The sequence below is a fragment of the Bacillus cereus group sp. MYBKT14-1 genome (genome assembly GCF_051915185.1).
GTDB lineage: Bacteria > Bacillota > Bacilli > Bacillales > Bacillaceae_G > Bacillus_A > Bacillus_A cereus.
Genome location: NZ_JBQAEF010000001.1, coordinates 604,550 through 627,807, shown reverse-complemented (window position 1 = coordinate 627,807; position 23,258 = coordinate 604,550). Strand labels below are relative to the sequence as shown.

Sequence of the window (23,258 nt, the reverse complement as noted above, 5' to 3'; positions counted from 1 at the left end):
CCCCACTATACTCGACTTACTATTTCAGTAATGCGATAAAAATACAGCAAATCCCAAGCGCTAGAAAAAAGAGCTTCAAGAAAGAAATTTCACTTGCTACACTCGCTATCCCAATTGTCATTGTTAAAATTAATACGGTAGGTCCAACAAACGCCAACATACCATTTATAAACAACGCTTTCTTCGCATCATTCACATAAAGCATAAGCAAAGCAGCAAATATCTCCGCACTACCTGAAAATAATCGAAGTGCCCCCATAACAAGCACGGATGTTTCCATTGCCGCTAGCCACTGTTTCATTCTTCCACCTTCTCCCGTAACAGTTACTAACTTCGTATTCTAAAAAAGAATATATTTGTACAACCATATGCAGAGGTTGTCTATTTCAGAAGTAAAAACATAATTTTTCTCTAAAGTCTGAATTAGAATCTGAATATTCATATTATTTTATGGTATATTATGGTATATTTAGTTTGAAAGGGGTTTAAACCATGCAGCACGTCACTTTATTACCACTAGATTTATGCTATACAAATGTGATTTTCGAGCTATCAAGTGATCCACATATAAAAAATGCATTGGGGATAACGGTAGAAAACATCGAAGACACGAAAACATTTCTTCTTTTCGCAATAGAAGAAGAGCGTCAAAAGAAATCCTTATCGAGAATGATTGTGAATGAAGAAAATGAAATAATTGGCCTCACCACACTTAAACATATTAATAATGAAAAAAAGCAATCTCACATTGGTAGTTGGATTGGCTATCCATACTGGGGAAAAGGCTATAACGAGGCTACTAAAAAAGAAATCTTTAAAATCGCCTTTTTAGACTTACAACTTTCCTACGTATTTGCTGGTGCTAAAACGAATAATATCCGCTCACTAAAAGCACAAGAAAAACTACCCTATATTTCATTGCATGTGGAAAACAAGTTTCCAGACGAACACGCTGCACTAGAGAAAGAAGTAAGGTCACCTTGCTCTCTGCATGTCGTGTCACGTGAAAATTTTTTAAACTGGTTGAAATTACAGAATGAGGAGGAAAAATATGAAGGCATTGAAAATTAGTTTAACCGTTGTAGTAGAATTAGCTCTTATTTATCTTTTTTCATTATTAGTCGGTTGGTCATTTATAGAGACCTTTTTCCTTGGTAGTTTAGCAATATTTGCAATTATGTGGTTAATTATTATGAGTAACCATAGAAATAACATTACAGATCACGCAATAAGTAAAACATTAACTGGCGTTGAGACTGGCGAAATAAAACCATTTCAAATTGTTTTGACTCCATCTATTATGGGTACTCTTTCACTTGTTTTAGTCAGTTTTATAGTAACAGCTATTTACTATCTACCCTATTTCCTATAAAAAAAACACTCGTGAATTATCACGAGTGTTTTTTTACTATGCACGAGAAACGTATTTACCTTCACCAGTGTTGATGATAAGCATTTCGCCTTCGTTAATGAAGATTGGTACTTGTACAACAAGACCAGTTTCTAATGTAGCTGGTTTTGTTACGTTAGAAGCAGTATCACCTTTAATACCAGGCTCTGTTTCTGTAACTTGTAATTCAACTGTGTTTGGAAGTTCAACACCAAGTACTTCGCCTTGGTAAGTCATAATTGCTACTTCCATGTTTTCTTTTAGGAATTTAAGCTCGCGCTCGATTTGTTTTTCACCAAGTTCGATTTGCTCATAAGTTCCGTTATCCATAAATACATGAGCCTCACCGCTTGCGTATAAGTATTGCATACGACGGTTTTCGATGTGTGCTTTTTCTACTTTCTCACCTGCACGGAATGTTTTCTCTTGAACAGAACCTGTGCGAAGATTACGTAGTTTAGAACGAACGAATGCAGCACCTTTACCTGGCTTTACGTGTTGGAAATCAAGTACTTGCCAAAGGGCATTGTCCACTGAAATTGTTAAACCTGTACGAAAATCGTTTACTGAAATCATGTAAAAAAATCCTCCTGTGTATTACAAAATAATAAGTTCTTTTGGTGATTTCGTAATTACTTCATTACCTTCACTTGTCACAATGATATCATCTTCAATACGTACGCCGCCAATACCTGGAATATAAATACCTGGCTCTACTGTTACAGCCATACCTGGTTCAAGTACTGTATCAGAACGGAACGCTAAACCTGGTGCTTCATGGATTTCAAGACCTATTCCATGACCAGTAGAGTGTCCAAAGTATTCACCATATCCTTTTTCCGTTATGTAGTCACGCGTTAGCGCATCAGCCTCGCGACCTGTTAAACCAGCTTTAATACCGTTCACACCACGTAGTTGTGCTTCTAAAACGATATTATAAATTTCTTTTAATTTATCAGATGGTTCACCGACTGCAATCGTACGAGTAATATCAGAACAATATCCTTTGTAATAAGCGCCGAAGTCTAATGTAACGAAATCTCCTGTTTCTATCACTTTTTCAGATGCCACGCCGTGCGGTAATGCCGAACGAAGACCTGAAGCAACGATAATATCAAACGAAGAAGATGTTGCTCCTTGTTTTCTCATGAAAAATTCAAGTTCATTTGACACTTCAATTTCAGATACTCCCGGGCGAATGAATGATAGAATATGCTCAAAGGCAGCATCTGCAATCTGTGCAGCTTCCTTTAATATCTTAATCTCTGAATCAGTCTTTATCAAGCGTAACTTTTCTACAAGTCCAGAAGTCGGGATAAATTCAGCATCAATCGCTTCCTTATGCACTGAATAAGAACTATATGTAAGAGTATCTTGCTCAAAACCAAGTTTTTGAATTCCAAGCTCTTTCACTTGCTTTGCCACTTCATCAATGATCAATCCTGCGTGCTGTACAACCTCATATCCAACCGCTTGTTTACTTGCCTGCTCGACGTAACGGAAATCTGTAATAAATTGAGCACGATCTTTTGAAATAAGAACAACGCCTGCTGTTCCTGTGAAGTTAGCCATATATCTACGACTATGTTCATTTGTTAACAAAATACCGTCAATGCCAGCCTCATCAAATGCACTTCGTAATCTTTCAATTTTCTCCATTACTTTATGCCTCCCTCAATTTCTCCATTAATGCAAATAACGCTAACTTATAGCCATAAAAACCAAATCCTACAATTTGACCTGCACAAACAGCTGCCGTCACAGATTCATGACGGAACGATTCACGCTGATGAATGTTAGAAATATGTACTTCAATAACAGGAATCGAAATGCTCGCAATGGCATCACGAATCGCATAGCTATAATGCGTAAATGCTCCCGGATTTAAAATGATCCCTTCATATATATCTTCCGCTTCATGAATAATGTCGATAATGGCACCTTCATGATTCGATTGGAAACATTCTAACTCCACTCCCATTGTTTCTGCTTCTTGCTTCATATCTGCTTCAAGTGTCGCTAGCGTGCCCTTTCCATATACATTTACCTCACGAACACCGAGGCGATTTAGGTTAGGACCGTTTACGAGGAGTAACTTTTTCATATTCTTAAAACTCCTTAATATTAAATATCTATACAATATTTTAACATAGGAGTTACTTATTTGAATAGTTCGTCTTCTCTTGCCCTTCTTGTTCTGCTTTATTGCTATTTACTGCGTAAGAAACAGAATATGCTATAAACACACCATACAATATAAAAATACATATTGTCGTCACAATTGTCTCTTTTGGTAAATGGAGCGCACTTTTAATAACAGGAGCCATTAAACCCATCCCCAAAAACAGTAGTGCCCACCAAAATAGCCCATAAATAATTCCCGCTATAATCCCTTCAAACTTCGCAAAAAATGCTTTATACAAAAAGGCGATCAAAATTGAAAGAAGTCCCATACACACTATTCCGAACACATTGCCCCATACACCCTCTTTCCAACTTCCAAACGCAAATGGTAAAAGGAAATAATTCGGTCCCGCCTCCGTGAATGAAAATATATGAAGGAAATACCAGATCCCGCCCCAAAAGATTCCACCAAACAAACCAATCTGCACAAAATTCCTTGTTCCTAATTGTTCTTGACTCACATCGACACCTCCGCTCAATAGTATGCCCGAAACTATTTTGAAGCATGTTTAAATCCTGCGAAATTTGTCTATAAAAAGAATAAGAAATGTCCGACTCTCATAACATTTTCCCTTGTCATCTACTTGTATTTGCCGATAAAATAAAGGAAACTCGGTGATTGTCTTATTTCAAAACGACAGAACCCAGTATGACAATTGCCTCTTTTTCTACATAAGAGAGAAACAAATACAGGTTGGTGTTAACATGGCAGAAGAGTCAAAACAAATATATGGCGGGCAAGCGGTCATAGAAGGAGTTATGTTTGGCGGTAGAGAATATACTGTTACAGCGGTTCGTCGTAAAGATAAATCGATTGAATTTTATCGATTACCACGCGTTCGTAATAAAGTACTATCTACCCTAAAAAAAATTCCATTTTTACGAGGGATTGCCGCTATTGTGGATGCAAGTGCGAATGGAGCAAAGCATTTAAACTTCGCTTCAGAACGATTTGACGTCCACCCAGAAGATGATGAACAAATTGCAAATAAAAAAGAAGAACAATCAAAATTAACGATGGTATTAGGAGTTGCAGCTGTTGGCGTTTTATCTTTTATATTCGGTAAAGTCATTTTCACAGCAGTTCCTGCACTATTAGCTGAATTAACGAGACCGATTTTCCCATCTCATACTGGGCAAATCATTGTCGAAAGTGTCATTAAGCTCATGCTATTATTGAGCTATATATACTTTATTTCTTTAACCCCACTTATTAAGCGGGTATTTCAGTATCACGGTGCAGAGCATAAGGTAATCAATGCTTACGAGAATAACCTTCCTCTGACTGTAGAAAACGTTCAAAAGCAAACTCGTCTCCATTATAGATGCGGCAGTAGCTTTATTATATTTACAGTCATTATTGGAATGTTCGTTTATTTCCTAGTCCCTACAGATCCTCTTTGGGCACGAGTTATAAACAGAATTTTATTAATTCCAGTTGTACTTGGTATTTCTTTTGAAGTATTGCAATTTACAAATCGATTACGAGACATTCCCGTATTACGCGTACTTGGATATCCTGGATTATGGCTACAACTATTAACAACGAAAGAACCAACAGATGATCAAGTGGAAGTAGCAATTGCATCGTTTGAAGAATTATTACGTTTAGAGAACAAACAATAATTATTTAAAAATGGTGTTCAACTCCTTTCCTCATCGTTAATATACTAATTTCAATATATGTTTTTAGGAGGTGTCCCTTATGAACGGTCGTTCGTTTACTTTCGCTATATTTGTGCTTATTATCGGATTGGCAATATTCGGCCTTGTTTCATCTGTTATTACAAATCCCATGGGTGTATTAAGAAATATCGGGTACATGTTACTTGTTGTCGGTATCTTTTACTTGCTATACAAGATGTTTACAAATTCCAGTGGTTCCGCAAATTCGCAAAGCTCATATAAGCGTGCGGCAAAACAATCGAACCGCAAACATGGGAAACAAAATGTAGCACCCCTAGGCAATTCTTTCTTTAAGTCAAATACTTCTAATGACAAAAGTAAAAAAGGGAATTCTTCCACTTTGAAACGAAAAAGAAAACAGTCTCATTTAACTGTCATTGAAGGCAAAAAAAGCAAAAAGAAAGACCGTGCTTCCTTTTAGGAAATACGGTCTTTTTTTATACTTTGAAGCACTTCTTTTAAACTTTTCTCTCTCATACTTTCAATTCGAAGATGATGATTTTCAAACGGTAAATTCCGTGTCACATCATTAGGTACCACAACGCACGTTAATCCCGCTGCAACTGCTGCTCTCAATCCATTTAATGAGTCTTCAAATACAACAGCTTCAGATGGCTTAATTCCTAATTCTTCTATTGCAACTCGATAAAGAGCTGGATCTGGTTTTACCTTCTCAACATCTTCTCTCGTTTTAATTACTTCAAAATATTCTCGAATTTGTAGCTCTTCTAAAAAATGAATAACCCATTCTCTAGAAGCTAGTGCGATTTTTAATCCCATTTCTTTCGCTTCTTCTAAATATTCTTTTACCCCGTCACGAGCTTCTGGTATTCTCATTTTCTCTTTATGTAAAGTTGCCACTTTTTCTTTTAATACACTTTTGTTAAACTTCTCTTTTAATTGATCATTTAGATATGTATAAAGTACCTCATCTGTTGTTCCAATGCATTTCGCAAATTCCTCTAAAGGTAGTTCCCCGCCGTATTCACGAACAGCATCTCTGAAAGAGTGAAACCATATCGTTTCTGTGTCCACAATTAATCCATCAAAATCAAAAATAATTGCTTTCATAATTCTCCCATCCTTTTCGAATTGAAATAAAAAAGGAAACGCCATACGTTCCCCTTAATTACTTTTCTCTTCATTTGCTCTTTGAACACCGCGAAGTGTTTCCACTCGGACTGCATCTTGTTCAAAGTATTGCACTAAATCACCAATGCGATCAATCGCTTCCCAACTTAAATGATGTTCAATTCCTTCTACATCATTGTAAATTTTACTTTCATCCACACCGATAATACGCATAAATTGCTCTAGCAAGTCATGACGATATACGAGACGTTCTCCGATTTTTTTACCTTTTGTTGTTAATACAAGCCCTCTATATTTTTCATAAATTAGATATTCATCTTTGTCTAATTTTTGCACCATTTTTGTTACAGAGGATGGATGTACACTAAGCGCTTCAGCAATATCAGATACGCGGGCGTAACCCTTTTCATCAATCAACAAATAAATTTGTTCAATATAATCTTCCATACTAGGGGTAGGCATCGGTTTCCTCCATCCAAGTTCATTTTGCTTATTCCGTACGAAGCAATCAATAAAATGATACACCAGAAAGAATAACGTGACAAGTTGAAAACGAGCCTAAATATATAAAACAAAAAAGAATCTGTATTTGCATACAGACCCCCCTTAAGTAAAATATTGTATTTCTGCATTAGGAAAAAATTCATTTATATAACCTCTTATCGTTTCTTCCAATACTGCTGCATCATCCTTTTTATATACATATTTTCCGATGCCATATCGTCCCCATTTATACTTCCGCTTCTCTTCATCCATTTCAAGCTTCGTATTTGGATAACGCTCTTGAATAACCTTTTTCGCTGGTTTTGTAAAACGATGCTGAATTAATTCAAACGTTAAATTTGGTATCGTCATATCTTTCAGCGCATTGTACAGTCGCTCAAATAGTTCACGATATCCTTCTTCCCATCCTTCATGCATATAAAGTGGCGCGACTATAAAACCAAGTGGATAACCTGCACCTGCTACTTTACGTGCCGCCTCAATTCGCTCCTCAAATGGCGATGTCCCTGGTTCAAAATTTTTAATTACATATCGTGAATTTATACTAAACCTGAAACGAGTTTTCCCATTATGCTTTGCATCTAATAAATGATCAACGTGCGAATATTTCGTGACGAAACGTAAGCGCCCATATTCACTTTCTCCAATGAATTCAATCGCCCGCTTTAATGCATGTGTTAAATGATCAATCCCAACAATGTCTGATGTACACGCTGCTTCAAATCTTGTTATTTCAGGTGCCCTTTCATCCATATATTGCTTTGCCTTCTCAAATATTTCATCAAGATTGACATACACACGAACGTAAGGCTTACTCCCAAGTGTTGTTTGCAAATAGCAATAATGACAATGTCCCATACACCCTGTTGCGAGCGGAATTGCATATTCAGCTGACGGTTTTGACGTATCAAACTTTAGCGTCTTCCTTACTCCAACGACAAGTGTAGCCTTTGCATTACGATACTTTTGCAAATCATTTTCTCCTGGCAAATTTCTAATTTGATTATGTGATGTCGTTTCACGAATTTCTAATCCCATCTTCGTAAACTTCTCATAAAGCTCTTTTCCAAGCGGATATTCAAGTGCCTTTGGTTCAAAGTAAACGAGTTTTGGCATAAATGGTTTCATGTGCTTCCCTCCCTCTCGTTAGTATGGGAAACGTTGAAAAATTAACACGCATTAAAGTTTTCCACTTCAGTAACTTGCGTTGCAAGTTACTGAATGTTATAATTTGGATAACAGCTACCTTGCAACGCAAGTTACCTGAGTAAAAGGTGGTGAAATCATGCACAGCCAAATGTTAAAAGGTGTACTAGAAGGTTGCATCCTATACATCATTTCACAAGAAGAAGTGTACGGATATGAACTGAGCACAAAATTAAATAAACACGGATTTACATTCGTAAGCGAAGGAAGCATATATCCGTTATTGTTACGTATGCAAAAAGAAAAATTGATTGAAGGAACATTAAAAGCCTCCTCACTCGGTCCAAAACGAAAATATTATCACGTAACCGATAAAGGATTAGAGCAGCTTGAAGAATTTAAACAAAGCTGGGTAATGGTTTCAACTACGGTAAATAACTTATTACAGGGGGAGTGATAGGGATGAATGCACAAGACATGATTGAATTGAATAATAAAAAACGTGAGCTTCTAACACCTGAAAATGAAGTTGCTTATAGCGATATGTTAGTTTATCTTCGTTTATCTAACGTGCCAGAGCAACAAATGGAAGAACTGTTACTAGAAATATTAGATCACCTCATCGAAGCACAAGCAGAAAATAAAAACGCTTATGACATCTTTGGAGATAATTTACAATCTTATTGCGATGAACTTATATCAGCTTTACCAACTCAAACAAAGTTAGAAAAAGCCTCTTTAATTGGATTTTCTATTAGCTTACTTCTTGCTATACAGTTTGGCATAAATGCAATTATTTCATTTTTTATGTTTTTCTTTGAAAAAAACAATACATTATCAAGTCCGCCTTTTAGCATCCTTGGAACTACTTTGTCTGTTTCAATAATTATACTAGGTATACTATTTATTTTATATTTATTAAAGCGTTACTCCTTTAATCAGAAAATGAATTGGAAAAGAAGAATTCTATTTGGATTCGCATTTGCTACTCCATTTTGTTCCGCTGTATTCTTAAATATTTATTTCCAAAAGCAACCTTATCTCATTTATCATCTAAACTTTTGGCAAAATGCTTTAATTGCTATCTTATTTTTTATTTTATATAAATTACTATATAAAAAATCAAATTTTTAACAGCCCTTCAAAAGGCTGTTTTTTCTTCTGTCTAATTTTACAAATTGAAAAATTTCATAAAGAAAATAAGAAAAATGCAAAATAATTAAAGTTAATTGTTGACGTGATGCTTTTATTATCGGTATCATAAATCTTCGTGAGCAATTATTTTTCGTTATACGATTTTTTTATTATTACTGAATTTTTGAGAGGAGAAATTAGATGTCAGTTAAGAAGAAAACGCAAGTACGCACCGGCAAAATGGTACGTGAACTAATGTTAGCAGACGAAGATGTAAATGCTTCGCTAATTATGGTATATAGTGAAAACGGTGTAAACGCAGAAATTAAAATCGAGGGCTTAACGCCGAAATGTAACGAAGAATTATTTTTGAGCGGAAACGTGGATTGGAACAAGAGTGTTATTTATAAAATTGTTGATTTCACTGGAAACGCTGAAGTTGGTAAAGTTACATTAACAGCGATGAACAAAAACAATGTTTCTCTAGAAATTGAACGCGTTATGTGGAGTAAAGAAAATAAAGAAGCTGCCGAGCAAGAAGAAACACAGGTAGAAGCAGCACCGAAAAAGGAAGTAGTTGTAGAAGCTCCAAAAGCAATTACGCCTGCTCCTAAGCCTGTTACGCGTGTGGAAACACCTGCTATGGCACCTAAGCCTACTCCGGTACCGACACCGAAGCCAGTAAGCGTAGAAGCAGCTGTAGAACTAGTTACTCCAGCGCCTGTAAAAAAAGCGGTCCCTACTCCAGTTACAAAGCAAGAGACAGCACCGGTTGCTCCTGCAAAACCGAAGCAGCCTGCTTTGACTGAAACAAATTCAAAACTACAAGAAAATTATGTTAAACTCGTGAAAAAGACAATTGAAGTTTGTCAAGATTACGAGCTTGGCATCGACATAGATGATTCTATTGAAAGCTTAAAAGAAGAACTACAAAGCCAAGGTATTAGCGTTACATTTGACAAAGAAATTATGGACGTTGTAAGTCGCCTTCGTTCTTTACAAGATAAAGGAATCAAAGTAGAAAAAGTACTTAATTTACTATAAAAAAATAAGAGATGGCAATTGCCATCTCTTATTTTTTATAATTCCACTCATTACTTTCATACTTTTCTTTCGCTAACGTTTGAACTTCATGTAACTGTTCTTCTGTTAATTCATATGGAACAAGTTCTACATCCAATCCTTTTTCAAAGCCAACTTCAAACGCTTTAATTAACTGTTCTATCGTAAATGTACGGTCTGTTAATTCATTAATTGCTACTGCTTTAGAAGAGAACATACTCTTCATGCGTTCCTTCACACGTTCATTTGGGAATAAAAATAGATCATATAGTTCATCTAAATCAATTTCTAATGGAATCGATCCATGCTGTAGAATAACACCTTTTTGACGCGTTTGAGCACTACCAGCAATTTTTCGTCCTTCCACTACAATTTCATACCAAGATGGTGCATCAAAACATACGCCGGAACGTGGATTTTTTAAATTTTCACGATCTGCTTCTGTTTTTGGAACTGCATAATATGCTTCTAACCCTAATGCCTTAAAACCATCTAATAAACCTTGCGAAATAACACGATACGCTTCTGTAACTGTTTTCGGCATATTCGGATGATCTTCAGACACAATAACACTATACGTTAACTCTTTGTCATGTAGTACACCCCTGCCGCCTGTTTGACGACGAACGAATCCATATTTCTTTTTATTAACTACATCCATATTAATATCTTTTTCAACACGTTGAAAATACCCAACTGTTAATGTTGGTACTTCCCATTCATAAAAACGAATTGTTGGTGGCATTTTCTTTTCACTTTGCCAATTTAATAAACATTCATCTAACGCCATATTAAATGCCGGTGAACATTGACCAGAGTTAATATAACACCATTTTTCTTTTCCCATCCTGCACCTCATATAACCAATTATTTTTCACATTCTCTAGTCTACCAAATTCGACAAAATTTGTGAAAGAATACGAAATTTCTTCTTATATGCAAATGAATCTGTTGCATAAATACATAAGGGCATTATAATATTGAAAGTAGGATAAGAAAAAAGGGAGCGATAGAATCGTGTCAACAACTTGGATTATTTTATTAGCCGTAATCGTAGCATTTATCGGCTACACTGTATGGATGTACTTCTATCAGAAAAAATTAATTAAAACTCTTACAGAAGAAGAATTTCGCGCTGGCTACCGTAAAGCACAGCTTATCGATATTCGTGAAGCAGACGAATATAACGCAGGGCATATTTTAGGTGCACGTAACATTCCGTTATCACAAATTCGCCTTCGCCATAAAGAACTTCGTCAAGATCAACCTGTTTACTTATATTGCCAAAGCGGATTCCGTACAGGTCGTGCAGCGCAATACTTAAAAAAACAAGGCTACAAAGATTTCTACCAATTACAAGGTGGATTTAAATCTTGGACAGGCAAAATTAAAAAGAAATAATAACATACAAAAAACTAGCTGAATAAATCAGCTAGTTTTTTCATTTCATCTTATTCGCAATGTATAATAAATTCTGCTTGATTACCTTTTCATCGTTCTCTTCTACATTCCGATACAGCAGTTGATATTCAATTCCTTTCTCTTTCCATATAAGCGTAGCAAATTCGTCACCACGTTCATAATCATCTTTATTTTTAAAATAAGCAGACGTTCCATTATTCAGTTTCATTTGTTCTTGAAATCGCTTCTCTTCCACAAGATCCGGAAAACTATAAGGAAAGTTCGCGACATTTAACTCAATATACTCATTTCTACCTGGTTCTTTCTGTTTATATTTAATCGTTAAGACAGTGTTCTTTTTCCCAAGCGTTCTTACTTCCCCCTTCACATCACTTGTAATATCGTACGGTAAAAACGTTGGAACTTTAAACTTCACCGGAAAATATTTTGGAAGTTCCTTTAGCGGAATAGGATCCGTAACACGATCCATAGCTCCTCCCGTTGTTCCCACAAAGTGTTTTTCTTCTTGCATCGTTTGCTGAAACGAACACGAACTAAGCACGAAACTAGAAAACACGAAACAAATGATTCTTTTTTTCAATTTGTTTCCGCCCTTTCATATCGCTCTCTTAACGAACGAAGCGTTGATATTCTCTTCATATTCGCTTTGTCACCAAACTCCACCTTTGAAAACTTTCCACGTTATTCTCACACATTTTGACAACACTTTTTGCAAACAAAAAAGACCCCTATCATTCTTACGCCCAAGTGAAAAGGTTACGCGAATAAAAAGAAGTCTTATTAATACCATAGTTTGTGAAAAGCTTTTCAGGTCAAGATTTTTTCTTTCTTATTATTTTCCCTTTATAATAAGGGAAAGAGGTGATACATATGGCCAATATAAAACAAATTGCTAAAACTGCTGGTGTATCGATATCAACTGTTTCTCGTGTCCTGAATAATCACCCTTACGTAAAAGAAGAAAAGCGTAAGCGTGTTCTAGATGCTGTTGAAGAATTAAACTACGCAAAAAATATAAATGCTGTCCATTTAATAAGAGGGAAAACATATACAATTGGCGTTATGCTTCCTTTCATTAACCTCCCCTACTTCAGTACGATTATTGAAGGAATCGGAAACGAAGCGTTATTAGCTGGGTATCATATTAATTTATGTCAAACGAATTACGATAGCATTGAAGAAATTCGTGTTCTTGAAATGATGAAAATGAAACAATTTGATGGGATGATTATTTGCTCCCGAACGAGCTCTTGGGAACAAATCGAACCTTTTGCAAAATTTGCCCCTATTATTTCATGTGAAAAAATGAAGCATCCCCTCATTTCATCCATCTACGTAGATCATTATGAAGGTTTCCGTCTTGGTACTGCCTATTTACTAAGTAGAGGCCATGAAAAAATCGGAATTTGTTTAGCAAGAAAAACAAGTGTAAATTCCATGGAGCGCGAAAAAGCGTTCGCCGATACACTTCGTAACGAAGGGAAAAAGTTGCATCCTGAATGGATTTTCCACCAATGCTATACAATGCAGGACGGAGCACAAATACTCCATCGTATTTTAAATATGAAAAATCGTCCAACTGCTATTTTCACAGCGAACGATCAAGTTGCAGCTGGTTTATTAACAGAGGCTCGAAAACATGGTATTCGAGTACCTGAAGACCTTGCTATCCTTGGATTTGATAATCATGAAATTTCAAAGGCATTAGAAATTTCTACAATTGAACATCCCGGTCTCGCAATGGGCTCACATGCTTTTTCTTTATTCCATAAGCAGATCCAAGGCGAGCAAATTGTCGGCAGTGCAAAAGAACTTTCATTCCATTTAATTGAGCGAGAGACTGTCTAAAAAGAGCGTTACTTATAACGCTCTTTCTCAGCTCTTCACCTATTGACTTTATATTTCCCATCTCATATAATGAACCTAACGAACGGTAGGTAGGGGATGAAAATGACAGCAAACCGCATTAAAGCTGTAGCACTTTCTCATTTCGCACGCTACGGCTATGAAGGAACTTCATTGGCAAATATTGCTCAAGAAGTTGGGATTAAAAAACCATCGATTTACGCACACTTTAAAGGAAAAGAAGAGCTATATTTCATATGCTTAGAATCTGCTCTTCAAAAAGATTTGCAGAGCTTCACAGGCGATATCGAAAGCTTTTCCAATTCGTCCACTGAAGAATTGCTTTTAAAATTATTAAAAGGGTATGCAAAACGATTTGGTGAAAGTGAAGAATCAATGTTTTGGTTACGAACTTCTTATTTTCCGCCTGATGCATTTCGCGAACAAATTATTAATAAAGCAAATGTACACATTGAAAACGTCGGAAAACTTTTATTCCCTGTATTTAAAAGAGCAAGCGAACAAGATGAGCTGCATAACATTGAAGTAAAAGACGCCTTAGAGGCTTTTCTATGCTTACTCGACGGTCTTATGGTTGAACTATTATACGCAGGTTTAAATCGTTTTGAGACACGTTTAGACGCTTCTTGGAAAGTATTTTGGCGCGGACTTTCGAACTGACGGATTGCTCCTTTGCAATGCGTCGTTTTTAAGCCCTTTACCTAACGACTGGTAGGAAGGAGAAATGACATATGGCATGGATTTATGTAATCATCGCTGGTATTATTGAAATATTTTGGGTGATTGGACTAAAAAAAGCAGAGGCACCACTTGAATGGGCTGGTGTTGCTCTATTAATTACAATTAGTTTCGTCTTATTATTTAGAGCTTATAAAGATTTACCTGTCGGCACTGTATACGCAGTCTTTACAGGAATCGGAGCTGGTGGAATCGTTCTTACAGAGATTTTCATCTTCGGAGAACCTTTCTCTATCGTAAAAGTTTTATTAATCGGTTTAATCTTCTTCGGAGTAATTGGTTTAAAACGAGTAACAGAAGAAAAAGAAGCGAAGGAGGCCGCATAAAATGGCTTGGGTATTTTTAATTCTAGCTGGTATTTGTGAAATTATTGGTGTACTCTTTATGAAAGTAGCCACTGAAAAGAAAGGCTGGGCACCAAAAGTTATTTTAATCGCTAACTTCGGCGTAAGCTTCTTCTTCTTATCTCTTGCGATGAACACATTACCGATGGGAACTGCTTACGCAATTTGGACTGGAATCGGAACTGCTGGAAGTGCACTTCTAGGCATTCTCATTTTCCGAGAATCAGCGGATTGGCGTCGTCTTGCTTTCTTAAGCTGTATTCTATGCGGCGCTGTTGGCTTAAAACTATTAAGCTAACGTGAGGTGAATGTCATGTGGAAAGAACAAGGAAAGAAAATATTAGCATGGATCACACTTGGTATCGTCATTCTATTACAAATAAGTTTTCATATAATAGAATCATTGTTTCATAAAGTATTATCCATTCTCACATTCCTTCCTAACATGACAATTGAAATTATATCAATTGTTTGGTCCATTATCGCCTCCATTGCAATCGTCATTATATGGAGTATCGCCAAACTATGGAATAAGTTATTAAAAAAGGACAGTACTTCTGAAAAAGAGTAACTGTCCTTTTTTATATTCATTCAGACTTTCTGTAGAAGTTAGATGTGATAAGACAAAACAGACCAACTATGGCAATACTTATACCAACCCTTTTATGTAAACTTGGAAATAACGGTGGTATATCCGAGTAAACATTTGCTAATATGAGACCGATTGAAAATAAAAATATTCCTATTCTATATAACCATTTTCTTTTGTTCATCATTCTCCCCTCCTAACATTTTTCATACACTCCTTTCTTTTGGACATACTACCTAAAAAAAGGAGTGAATAATATGCAAAATTCTATACATAAGCAAATCCTATTTTTATTTTTCCTATTTCTTATTCTCATCATCGTTTTCAGCTTTATATTACATACTCCGAAAGATGTGCCAAATAGCGTTTCTTTTTATAAACTACTGCTCTCGTATTGTCGTTATTGAAGAAGGTGCCTTTTTTAAGGCACCTTTTAAAATTCTCTTTTTTCATATATTTTTACTGAAACAAAGGTAGATGCTATGAACATGCACATGGAACTAATGAATAACAAGCTGTTGTATAGTTGAATTTGTTCTAAGTTAATTTGAAACAAAGCTTCTAAAACAACTATCGGTGCCATGAATATTACTATTGTAATGAAAATGGTTTTCTTATACCCTAGCCAAAAGGATATTGGTAAAACAAAACTTAAATACAATAAAATAAAGCTAATACTAGCAACCATTGTCGTTTCAATAAATTCAAATAAGTTAACCCCACTCTTCATTCCCATCGTGAAACAACCGACCGTTACACTTATAAAAAGAATAATAATTGCTACTATATATTTCGCATACACAATTTGTTTTCTCAATATTGGTAAACTATTTACTATAACTTCACTCTCATTTTTACTATCTGCTTCAAATGTTTTTACTGTTGCCCCAATTGTAATAATTACTGACATAATTATGAACAGATTTTCCGTATCTGTTAAGGCCATATAAAAGAAAACTGGATACAATGTATACCAAATTAAAAATTTCCATTGAATAATGAAATCTTTTAAAATTAGTTGCTTCACAATCGCTCCCTCCTTATAAATCACGCTCATTGTACAAATGAATTGAGAAAAACATAGACATAACATATAAAAGAAGCAATCCTGCTATAAAACAAATATTTACGACTAGACTCGTGTTCCAAGCATTTTCTACATCTAACCAAACGTTACTTACAATCAATCCACTCAAATATCCCAATGCAAGTCCGGCGAACGGAGCAATTTGTTTGGCACTGCTATATCCTACTGAGAATTCAATCGGAAGTACAATTATGCCACAAACAAACCCACCTGTTATACCTCCGAGAATTTCTCCCCACAGCATAAACCCAGTCATATGCTCATTTTGCAACTGTATTAAACCAATCACTAGTGAGAAACATCCACCTAGAGCAACTAAAATACTTACAAATATGTATTTCCCTATGACAAGATCTTTACGGTCAAACGGTAAACTATTTACTATCAGTTCACTTTTATTTTTCCCCTCATAACTCATTGACAGTATCATGCCAAGAGCAGGTACAAACATACTAAATGTCATCAAAAAACTATCACTACTAAAATCAACAATGAGCAGAAACAAAAAACATATAAGATAAACAAACCCTAACTTTCTTTGCATCATCATATCTTTTAAAACTAATTGCTTGATCATGTATTGCACCTCCTAATATGAAAATGTCCCTTCTATAACTCCGCCTGCTGAAACATTTTCATTGAGAGGAACATTGATATGAATATACTCACTAATACTCCCATACCAAGAACACTCATTGCTTGTGTAGCCTCTTGAGAGTGAAGTACTTTTAACATAATTGTTTTATCACCAAAAATATTGCACATAAGACCAATCATACCTATTAAAGGAAACAGCATAATCAAATTCAAGACTGTAATAACTTTATATCCCCCAATGTAATTAGTCGGTATCGTTACTGCACAATAAATCAAAGTTGCTACTATTGCTGAAAATATTGCATACCCAGGCATAACTATATCTCTGTTCAATAAAATATTTCCTAATATTACGACTATAAAAGTTACACTCAAACCAGCCATAATAAATAATGAACTTGCAATATATTTAGCTATAACTATCTCTGTTCTCGTTATAGGCAAACTCACTAATATTTTTTCTGTTTTACTTTTCTCTTCATAATAAAAAGAAATATATATGATCGTACTGCATGTTATAAATAATCCTATTGCAATCCCCATTGGTTCGACGGAATCCTTAAAAATAGATAAAATGGGTATTAAAAAATAGAAAGGAAACATCTTCTTCTGTAAGAAAAACTCCTTCAAAATCAATTGTTGCATATAAATTCTCCTCTCTATAAATCACGCGTTTCATAAATTTTAATTGTAAGAAACATAGAAGCGATATAGGCACTAGCTAATATCATTCCTCCAACTGTAAATACACCAATATGTACTGGATTCATAATCCACTCACTGAATGAAGATGTTGTTTCATTCAGCCCATCACTAATAAATATCCAAAGAAGTACACCAATCCCCATTGCTGCCGCTGATACTATACTTCTCATGCCCTTTGATTTTGTACCATAATAACTAGGAAAAAATGTCGCCACAAATACTACAGAATAAATCACTCCACTTACCACTACATACCATGGAATTTCAACATGAAAATTAGGATGGTATACACCAATATCATCAATAACAGCAATACCTCTTAAAAGGAATACAATTATCATAGTTGAAACCATGGCACCGACAATAAATATTGCACAGGAAATATATCTAGCAATTATGATATCCTTTCGACTTACTGGTAAACTATTTATAATAATGTCACTTTTATTTCTTTCATCCATAAAGGTTAACGTCATAACGGAGGAGAGGGTTATAAATAGACAACTCATCGGAAATAAAAATTCACCACTTGGCTCTAACATAAAAAACAAAAGAGGCATAACAAAATTCACTAACCACATTACCCGAAAAAAGAACAAATCTTTATATACAAGCTGACGCATAGGCACCTCTCCCTTTCGCAGTGTAAACGATAATGTCATCTAATGTAGGCTTTTCTAGTACAACCTCATTTCCAAACCAATCGATAATTGTTTGTTTATCCTTCGCTAAACCTTCAAAACCAAATTTATTTTTTCGTAATCCAACAAATAGTTCTTTTCCTTCTCGGTCTAATAAATCATTACTTCCTTTTACGATTACGTAGTTCTCCATTAAGTCTTCTTTTTCACCAGTAAATATAATTTCTCCATCATTGATGAACGTAATATAATCTGCAATGCGCTCTAAATCTGTTGTAATGTGCGTTGAGAATAATACGGATACTTCATCTTCCATTACAATTTCTTGCAACATATCAAGTAATTCACTTCGAACAACTGGATCTAACCCTGCTGTCGGTTCGTCCATAATAATAAACTCTGCGTGGTGCGAAAGTGCGATGGCAATCGCAAACTTCATTTTCATCCCTTTAGATAGCTCTTTAATTTTTTTATACTTTGGAACTTGCAATCTATGCATATACGATTGATACTGCTCTTCGTCCCACTTTTTATATAACGGTGCAATAATACGCTTCATTTGTTCACACGTTAAATCTTCGTAATAATGATTTTCATCATATACAAAACCAATATTTTGTTTTATGTCCTTTTCGGCTTTCTTATTGTCTTTGCCAAAAATTTTTATATCGCCGCTATCTTTTCTAATTAAATTCATAATCATTTTGATCGTTGTACTTTTCCCAGCACCATTTGGTCCGACAAACCCCATAATATATCCTCGTGGTAACGTAAAACTTATATTTTTCACTGCGAAACCTTCATAACTTTTACAAACATTTTTTAGCTCTAACATCTCTTATTCCCCCTTATATAAACACGCAACCATCTGCTGCAATTCTTCAAGTGAAAGCTGCAACACTTTACTTTCTTTTACGATTTCTTCAGCTTTACTTTCCAATAGGCGAAGCCTTTGTTCTTTTAATAGTTCATTATTTTTACGTGAAACATAAGTCCCCTTCCCAGCAACAGTTTCTATATATCCTTCTTTTTCAAGCTCCTCGTATGCACGCTTCGTTGTAATTACACTAATTTGCAATTCCTTCGCTAAGCTACGAATAGACGGTAATTGGTCTCCACCCTTTAAACCACCATTTAAAATAAGCTGGCTTAATTGTTTTCTTATTTGCACATAAATAGGGTCTTGGGAAGAATTCGAAATAATAATATTCATGTTTTCCTCCAGTGTGTGTATATACTGTGTATACCTTATATATACAGTATATACACACCATCCTATTTTTGGCAAGAAAAAAAGACCAACATTTTCCTGTTGGTCTTTCGTATATGTATCACTTTTCAAAGCGATCTAACATCTCGTCTCTCATTCCGAAACTTACTACTGCAATTCCTATATACATAAACAGAAGGAATGCCGGATGAACTGTGTTGTACCAGCTGCTGTCAACAATTAAGTAAATCGTTAATGCCACAACAAGAACAAACGCTAAGATAAACATATAAAAGTGTCTTGTACTACCCATGATAAACTCCTCTCTTCTCACTTCACCATTCAACAGTTTATTTTATCGAATAATTCGATATGACTCAAGGTTAACTTTCTGTTATGTAATCAAGTTCTACCTTTACAATGTCCTCACATGCTATTGAAATGATTGTTCCTTGTTTATCAATCGCCGTCACTTCTCTATTATCCATTACACGATTTGCTACTCTTTCTAACACTTTTCCTTGGTCTCGATAGCAAAATTCTTTTACATCTTTAATTGTTTCTCCATTTTCTAAATGGTATACCATTCTATAACATCGATATCCCACACTTTCACCCCCGTCTTGTTCGTTTTTTCACATATACATAAAAATGAGTAATCTTTGCCTCATCACATCTTCTTAATTTCAATAAAATTCTAACAAAAATAAATACTTTTATCAAACCGACTTTTTCAACAAAACTACCTATAAAACTACACCTTTACACCATTAGGAAACAAAAAATATATTTTTTTAACATTTTCTTCACTATTTCTGCATAAAGTGAAACTTTAATCAGTGGGGATTTTTGTTCATCCCCACTGATTATTAGTTGAACCAATCGGGCATTTACGGACAGTTTATCTCCCACCTGACTTCTTTGCACCAGCTAAGTTTTGAGTTGGAAGTTTACTGTCCGTTAATGCGGGACAAATTATCCATACAAAAAAAGAACCCGCCTCAGCGAGTTCTTCTTTTGTTATTCTAATCAAACTTGTACAGGAGCTGGCTTTGCATAACGTAAAACTGGTTTACGTGCAGCCATCGTTTCGTCTAAACGTTTAATGACTGTCGTATGCGGTGCTTCTTGTACAACTTCTGGATTTTCTTCTACTTCTTTAGCGATTTGAATCATCTTATCAATGAAACCATCTAATGTTTCTTTTGATTCTGTTTCTGTCGGCTCAATCATAATACATTCTTCCACATTTAATGGGAAGTAAATTGTTGGTGGATGGTAACCAAAATCAAGCAGACGTTTTGCAATATCTAATGTACGTACACCAAGTTTCTTTTGACGACGACCTGATAATACAAATTCATGCTTACAATGTCTATCGAATGGAAGATCATAGAATGGCGCTAATCTTCTCATCATATAGTTCGCATTTAATACAGCATACTCCGTTACTGCACGCAAACCATCTGGACCCATAGAGCGAATATACGTGTATGCACGAACGTTAATTCCGAAGTTACCATAGAATGGTTTCACACGACCAATTGCTTCTGGGCGGTCGTAGTTAAAGTGATAACCACTTTCCGTTTTCTCTAAAATCGGTTTTGGTAAGTACGGAATTAAATCAGCTTTCACACCTACTGGACCAGAACCTGGGCCACCACCGCCGTGAGGACCTGTAAATGTTTTATGAAGGTTTAAATGCACAACGTCAAATCCCATATCTCCTGGGCGTGCTTGGCTTAATACCGCATTTAAGTTTGCACCATCATAGTATAATTTACCGCCTGCATTATGGACGATTTCTGCCATTTCTAAAATATTTTCTTCGAATAGACCTAATGTATTAGGATTTGTTAACATAAGTGCTGCTGTTTCTTCGTTTACAACACGTTTTAAGTCTTCTAAGTCAACAAGGCCATTTTCATTTGATTTTACTGTAATTGTTTCAAAACCAGCTACAGTTGCAGATGCTGGGTTCGTTCCGTGAGCAGAGTCAGGTACAATTACTTTCGTACGGTTAAAGTCACCATTCGCTTCATGGTATGCACGAATTAACATTAAACCTGTCCATTCTCCGTGTGCACCAGCTGCTGGTTGTAAAGTAACAGTATCCATACCTGTAATTTCAATTAAATGCTCTTGTAAGTCGTACATTAATTCCATTGCACCTTGTACTGTCTTTTCATCTTGCAGTGGATGAATATTTGCAAATCCTGCGAAACGAGCTACACTCTCATTAATTTTCGGATTATATTTCATCGTACAAGATCCAAGTGGATAGAATCCAGAATCAACACCGTGGTTACGGTTTGAAAGTGCTGTATAGTGGCGCATAATATCAAGTTCAGATACTTCTGGTAGCTCTGCATCTTCTACTCGAATATAATCGCTCTCAAACACATCTTCTAGTTTCACTTCTTCTACATCTAATTTGGGTAAGCTATATCCTACGCGTCCTTCTTTACTCACTTCAAAGATAAGTGCTTGGTCTTGGTTCTTCATTGGATAGCCCCCATTTCGTTTACAAGTGTGTCAATTTCCTCTTTTGTACGAAGCTCAGTTACTGCTACAAGCATATGGTTTTCATGCTCTTTATAATCACGGCCTAGATCGTAACCACCGATAATATTCTTTTGTAATAATGCATCGTTTACTTCTTTCACTGGACGTTTGCAATCTACAACAAACTCATTGAAGAATGGTCCAGCAAATGTTACTGTGAAGCCTTTCGCTTCAAATTGACGTTTTGCATACTGTGCTTTAGAAATGTTTTGACGTGCCATTTCTTTCACACCTTGTTTGCCAAGTGCCGTCATTGCAACAGAAGCTGCTAATGCATTTAACGCTTGGTTTGAACAAATGTTAGATGTCGCTTTATCACGACGAATATGCTGTTCACGTGCTTGTAACGTTAATACAAATCCACGTTTACCATCTGAATCTACAGTTTGTCCAACAAGACGTCCTGGAATTTTACGCATAAATGCTTTCGTTGTTGCAAAGTAACCACAGTGCGGTCCACCAAACTGCGTTGGAATACCGAATGGTTGTGCATCACCGATTACAATATCAGCACCAAATTTCCCTGGTGGTGTTAATGCGCCTAATGATAATGGATTTGAAGAAACGATAAATAATGATTTTTGTTGATGAACGATTTTTTCAATATCAGCTAATTTTTCAACTTGTCCGAAGAAGTTTGGATATTGAACGATTACACAAGCAACTGTATCATCTACTTCACTTTGTAATACGTCTAAATCTGTTACACCATCTTTATGATTAATTTCAACAACTTCAAGATTTTGACCTTTTGCATACGTTTCAAGTACTGCTCTTGATTCTGGATGAACCGCGCTAGATACAAGAATTTTCTTTTTGCGAGTATGGCCAGCTGCTAACATTGCCGCTTCAGCTAAAGCTGTACCCCCGTCATACATAGAAGAGTTTGCTACATCCATTCCTGTTAATTCACAAATCATTGTTTGGAATTCAAAGATTGCTTGTAATTCCCCTTGTGAAATTTCCGGTTGGTATGGTGTATAAGCTGTATAAAATTCTGAGCGAGAAATAACATGATCTACAATTACTGGAGCATAATGATCGTATACGCCTGCTCCTAAGAAAGAAGCGTATTCTTTTAAGTTAGCATTTTTATTAGCCATTTGAGATAGCTCTTTTAAAAGCTCTGGCTCTGATTTTGCTTCTTTAATTTTTAAATCCCCTTTAAAACGAACACTCTCTGGAATATCAGAGAATAATTCATCGATCGTTTGAACGCCGATCGTTTGTAACATTTCTTTTTTGTCTTCTTCTGTCATTGGAAGATAACGATGCAACATGAAATCTACCCCTCTC

General features: G+C 35.6%; 34 protein-coding genes. 13 read left to right on the top strand and 21 right to left on the bottom strand.

Features of this window, described 5'->3' with window-relative positions:
• Positions 1–19: 19 nt before the first annotated feature.
• A complete protein-coding gene (locus tag ACTFO4_RS03440) occupies positions 20–301 on the bottom strand; it encodes a YqhV family protein (protein ID WP_000816050.1) in 282 nt (93 codons plus the stop codon).
• A gap of 191 nt (positions 302–492) precedes the next feature.
• Between ACTFO4_RS03440 and ACTFO4_RS03435 the strand changes: the two genes are divergently transcribed.
• Together ACTFO4_RS03435 and ACTFO4_RS03430 are read left to right on the top strand one after the other, a co-directional pair.
• Positions 493–1,071, top strand: coding sequence for a GNAT family N-acetyltransferase (locus ACTFO4_RS03435; protein ID WP_001164987.1), 579 nt, complete (start codon positions 493–495; stop codon positions 1,069–1,071).
• Positions 1,052–1,372 carry a hypothetical protein gene (locus ACTFO4_RS03430; protein ID WP_000645572.1) on the top strand — a complete coding sequence of 107 codons (321 nt, stop codon included), beginning with the start codon at positions 1,052–1,054 and terminating at the stop codon, positions 1,370–1,372. The genes ACTFO4_RS03435 and ACTFO4_RS03430 overlap by 20 nt, the downstream gene beginning before the upstream one ends.
• A 36-nt stretch (positions 1,373–1,408) precedes the next feature.
• Here ACTFO4_RS03430 and efp read toward each other — a convergent pair whose 3' ends face one another.
• Genes efp through ACTFO4_RS03410 form a run of 4 tightly spaced genes read right to left on the bottom strand, consistent with a single transcriptional unit; the run spans position 1,409 to position 4,035 of the window.
• Entirely contained in the window at positions 1,409–1,966 is a 558-nt protein-coding gene (efp, locus tag ACTFO4_RS03425) for an elongation factor P (RefSeq protein ID WP_000626516.1), read from the bottom strand.
• A 21-nt stretch (positions 1,967–1,987) separates the two neighbouring features.
• Complete coding sequence (gene pepQ, locus ACTFO4_RS03420) at positions 1,988–3,049, bottom strand: Xaa-Pro dipeptidase (RefSeq protein ID WP_000411040.1); 1,062 nt, start codon at positions 3,047–3,049, stop codon at positions 1,988–1,990.
• A gap of 4 nt (positions 3,050–3,053) precedes the next feature.
• Positions 3,054–3,494 (bottom strand): type II 3-dehydroquinate dehydratase, encoded by a 441-nt coding sequence (gene aroQ / locus ACTFO4_RS03415; protein WP_000735140.1) that lies wholly within the window; start codon positions 3,492–3,494, stop codon positions 3,054–3,056.
• Positions 3,495–3,546: 52 nt separating this feature from the next.
• The gene (locus ACTFO4_RS03410; RefSeq protein ID WP_000076881.1) at positions 3,547–4,035 is read right to left on the bottom strand and encodes a YqhR family membrane protein; all 489 of its coding nucleotides are present in this window, start codon (positions 4,033–4,035) and stop codon (positions 3,547–3,549) included.
• A gap of 244 nt (positions 4,036–4,279) precedes the next feature.
• On the opposite strand from ACTFO4_RS03410, the gene ACTFO4_RS03405 reads away from it, so the two are divergent.
• Positions 4,280–5,200, top strand: a complete 921-nt coding sequence (locus ACTFO4_RS03405) for a DUF1385 domain-containing protein (protein WP_000807121.1) — start codon at positions 4,280–4,282, stop codon at positions 5,198–5,200.
• Positions 5,201–5,279: 79 nt separating this feature from the next.
• Positions 5,280–5,681, top strand: a complete 402-nt coding sequence (locus tag ACTFO4_RS03400; RefSeq protein WP_001014463.1) for an SA1362 family protein — start codon at positions 5,280–5,282, stop codon at positions 5,679–5,681.
• On the opposite strand, the gene ACTFO4_RS03395 is transcribed toward ACTFO4_RS03400, so the two are convergent.
• The 3 genes from ACTFO4_RS03395 to splB all read right to left on the bottom strand — a co-directional run bounded on the left by ACTFO4_RS03395 (position 5,678) and on the right by splB (position 7,984).
• Positions 5,678–6,331: an HAD family hydrolase gene (locus tag ACTFO4_RS03395; protein ID WP_440013131.1), complete on the bottom strand. Its 654-nt coding sequence runs from the start codon at positions 6,329–6,331 to the stop codon at positions 5,678–5,680. The genes ACTFO4_RS03400 and ACTFO4_RS03395 overlap by 4 nt on opposite strands.
• A gap of 54 nt (positions 6,332–6,385) precedes the next feature.
• The gene (gene mntR / locus ACTFO4_RS03390) at positions 6,386–6,814 is read right to left on the bottom strand and encodes a transcriptional regulator MntR (protein WP_001143084.1); all 429 of its coding nucleotides are present in this window, start codon (positions 6,812–6,814) and stop codon (positions 6,386–6,388) included.
• A gap of 144 nt (positions 6,815–6,958) precedes the next feature.
• Positions 6,959–7,984 carry a spore photoproduct lyase gene (gene splB, locus ACTFO4_RS03385; RefSeq protein WP_000802107.1) on the bottom strand — a complete coding sequence of 342 codons (1,026 nt, stop codon included), beginning with the start codon at positions 7,982–7,984 and terminating at the stop codon, positions 6,959–6,961.
• Positions 7,985–8,141: 157 nt separating this feature from the next.
• Here splB and ACTFO4_RS03380 point away from each other — a divergent pair, with 157 nt between their 5' ends.
• From ACTFO4_RS03380 to ACTFO4_RS03370, 3 genes are all read left to right on the top strand, one after another.
• A complete protein-coding gene (locus ACTFO4_RS03380; RefSeq protein WP_416809468.1) occupies positions 8,142–8,459 on the top strand; it encodes a PadR family transcriptional regulator in 318 nt (105 codons plus the stop codon).
• Between the two features lie 5 nt (positions 8,460–8,464).
• Positions 8,465–9,136: a DUF1129 family protein gene (locus tag ACTFO4_RS03375; RefSeq protein WP_000993581.1), complete on the top strand. Its 672-nt coding sequence runs from the start codon at positions 8,465–8,467 to the stop codon at positions 9,134–9,136.
• 201 nt (positions 9,137–9,337) lie between these two features.
• Positions 9,338–10,180: a hypothetical protein gene (locus ACTFO4_RS03370; RefSeq protein ID WP_000111900.1), complete on the top strand. Its 843-nt coding sequence runs from the start codon at positions 9,338–9,340 to the stop codon at positions 10,178–10,180.
• 28 nt (positions 10,181–10,208) lie between these two features.
• On the opposite strand, the gene ACTFO4_RS03365 is transcribed toward ACTFO4_RS03370, so the two are convergent.
• Positions 10,209–11,045, bottom strand: a complete 837-nt coding sequence (locus ACTFO4_RS03365; RefSeq protein WP_113303583.1) for a lipoate--protein ligase family protein — start codon at positions 11,043–11,045, stop codon at positions 10,209–10,211.
• A 170-nt stretch (positions 11,046–11,215) separates the two neighbouring features.
• On the opposite strand from ACTFO4_RS03365, the gene ACTFO4_RS03360 reads away from it, so the two are divergent.
• Positions 11,216–11,599: a rhodanese-like domain-containing protein gene (locus tag ACTFO4_RS03360; protein ID WP_000108653.1), complete on the top strand. Its 384-nt coding sequence runs from the start codon at positions 11,216–11,218 to the stop codon at positions 11,597–11,599.
• Between the two features lie 40 nt (positions 11,600–11,639).
• On the opposite strand, the gene ACTFO4_RS03355 is transcribed toward ACTFO4_RS03360, so the two are convergent.
• Positions 11,640–12,176: a hypothetical protein gene (locus ACTFO4_RS03355; RefSeq protein WP_033666640.1), complete on the bottom strand. Its 537-nt coding sequence runs from the start codon at positions 12,174–12,176 to the stop codon at positions 11,640–11,642.
• Between the two features lie 314 nt (positions 12,177–12,490).
• Between ACTFO4_RS03355 and ACTFO4_RS03350 the strand changes: the two genes are divergently transcribed.
• The 5 genes from ACTFO4_RS03350 to ACTFO4_RS03330 all read left to right on the top strand — a co-directional run bounded on the left by ACTFO4_RS03350 (position 12,491) and on the right by ACTFO4_RS03330 (position 15,139).
• The gene (locus ACTFO4_RS03350) at positions 12,491–13,468 is read left to right on the top strand and encodes a LacI family DNA-binding transcriptional regulator (RefSeq protein WP_001273984.1); all 978 of its coding nucleotides are present in this window, start codon (positions 12,491–12,493) and stop codon (positions 13,466–13,468) included.
• A gap of 96 nt (positions 13,469–13,564) precedes the next feature.
• The gene (locus ACTFO4_RS03345) at positions 13,565–14,146 is read left to right on the top strand and encodes a TetR/AcrR family transcriptional regulator (protein ID WP_002005730.1); all 582 of its coding nucleotides are present in this window, start codon (positions 13,565–13,567) and stop codon (positions 14,144–14,146) included.
• Positions 14,147–14,217: 71 nt separating this feature from the next.
• Complete coding sequence (locus tag ACTFO4_RS03340; protein WP_000312339.1) at positions 14,218–14,550, top strand: DMT family transporter; 333 nt, start codon at positions 14,218–14,220, stop codon at positions 14,548–14,550.
• Position 14,551: 1 nt separating this feature from the next.
• A complete protein-coding gene (locus tag ACTFO4_RS03335) occupies positions 14,552–14,866 on the top strand; it encodes a DMT family transporter (protein ID WP_000312623.1) in 315 nt (104 codons plus the stop codon).
• 15 nt (positions 14,867–14,881) lie between these two features.
• Positions 14,882–15,139, top strand: coding sequence for a DUF3975 family protein (locus ACTFO4_RS03330; RefSeq protein ID WP_326263159.1), 258 nt, complete (start codon positions 14,882–14,884; stop codon positions 15,137–15,139).
• Positions 15,140–15,155: 16 nt separating this feature from the next.
• On the opposite strand, the gene ACTFO4_RS03325 is transcribed toward ACTFO4_RS03330, so the two are convergent.
• The 11 genes from ACTFO4_RS03325 to gcvPA all read right to left on the bottom strand — a co-directional run bounded on the left by ACTFO4_RS03325 (position 15,156) and on the right by gcvPA (position 23,242).
• Positions 15,156–15,344: a hypothetical protein gene (locus ACTFO4_RS03325; protein ID WP_002164431.1), complete on the bottom strand. Its 189-nt coding sequence runs from the start codon at positions 15,342–15,344 to the stop codon at positions 15,156–15,158.
• Positions 15,345–15,590: 246 nt separating this feature from the next.
• Complete coding sequence (locus tag ACTFO4_RS03320; protein ID WP_440013137.1) at positions 15,591–16,184, bottom strand: ABC-2 transporter permease; 594 nt, start codon at positions 16,182–16,184, stop codon at positions 15,591–15,593.
• Between the two features lie 13 nt (positions 16,185–16,197).
• A complete protein-coding gene (locus ACTFO4_RS03315; protein ID WP_000595380.1) occupies positions 16,198–16,821 on the bottom strand; it encodes an ABC-2 transporter permease in 624 nt (207 codons plus the stop codon).
• 32 nt (positions 16,822–16,853) lie between these two features.
• Positions 16,854–17,486, bottom strand: coding sequence for an ABC-2 transporter permease (locus ACTFO4_RS03310; protein ID WP_440013139.1), 633 nt, complete (start codon positions 17,484–17,486; stop codon positions 16,854–16,856).
• Between the two features lie 14 nt (positions 17,487–17,500).
• Positions 17,501–18,169, bottom strand: a complete 669-nt coding sequence (locus ACTFO4_RS03305; RefSeq protein ID WP_440013142.1) for an ABC-2 transporter permease — start codon at positions 18,167–18,169, stop codon at positions 17,501–17,503.
• Complete coding sequence (locus ACTFO4_RS03300) at positions 18,150–19,022, bottom strand: ABC transporter ATP-binding protein (protein ID WP_416809471.1); 873 nt, start codon at positions 19,020–19,022, stop codon at positions 18,150–18,152. Before ACTFO4_RS03300 ends, ACTFO4_RS03305 begins: the two co-directional genes overlap by 20 nt.
• Positions 19,023–19,025: 3 nt before the next feature.
• A complete protein-coding gene (locus tag ACTFO4_RS03295; RefSeq protein ID WP_440013144.1) occupies positions 19,026–19,400 on the bottom strand; it encodes a GntR family transcriptional regulator in 375 nt (124 codons plus the stop codon).
• 118 nt (positions 19,401–19,518) lie between these two features.
• Positions 19,519–19,710 carry a hypothetical protein gene (locus ACTFO4_RS03290; protein WP_000535933.1) on the bottom strand — a complete coding sequence of 64 codons (192 nt, stop codon included), beginning with the start codon at positions 19,708–19,710 and terminating at the stop codon, positions 19,519–19,521.
• Between the two features lie 70 nt (positions 19,711–19,780).
• Positions 19,781–19,984 carry a DUF3929 family protein gene (locus ACTFO4_RS03285; protein ID WP_000262496.1) on the bottom strand — a complete coding sequence of 68 codons (204 nt, stop codon included), beginning with the start codon at positions 19,982–19,984 and terminating at the stop codon, positions 19,781–19,783.
• 442 nt (positions 19,985–20,426) lie between these two features.
• Positions 20,427–21,902, bottom strand: a complete 1,476-nt coding sequence (gene gcvPB, locus ACTFO4_RS03280) for an aminomethyl-transferring glycine dehydrogenase subunit 2 (RefSeq protein WP_074047462.1) — start codon at positions 21,900–21,902, stop codon at positions 20,427–20,429.
• Positions 21,899–23,242: an aminomethyl-transferring glycine dehydrogenase subunit 1 gene (gcvPA, locus tag ACTFO4_RS03275; RefSeq protein WP_000903228.1), complete on the bottom strand. Its 1,344-nt coding sequence runs from the start codon at positions 23,240–23,242 to the stop codon at positions 21,899–21,901. The genes gcvPB and gcvPA overlap by 4 nt, the downstream gene beginning before the upstream one ends.
• Positions 23,243–23,258 lie beyond the last annotated feature (16 nt).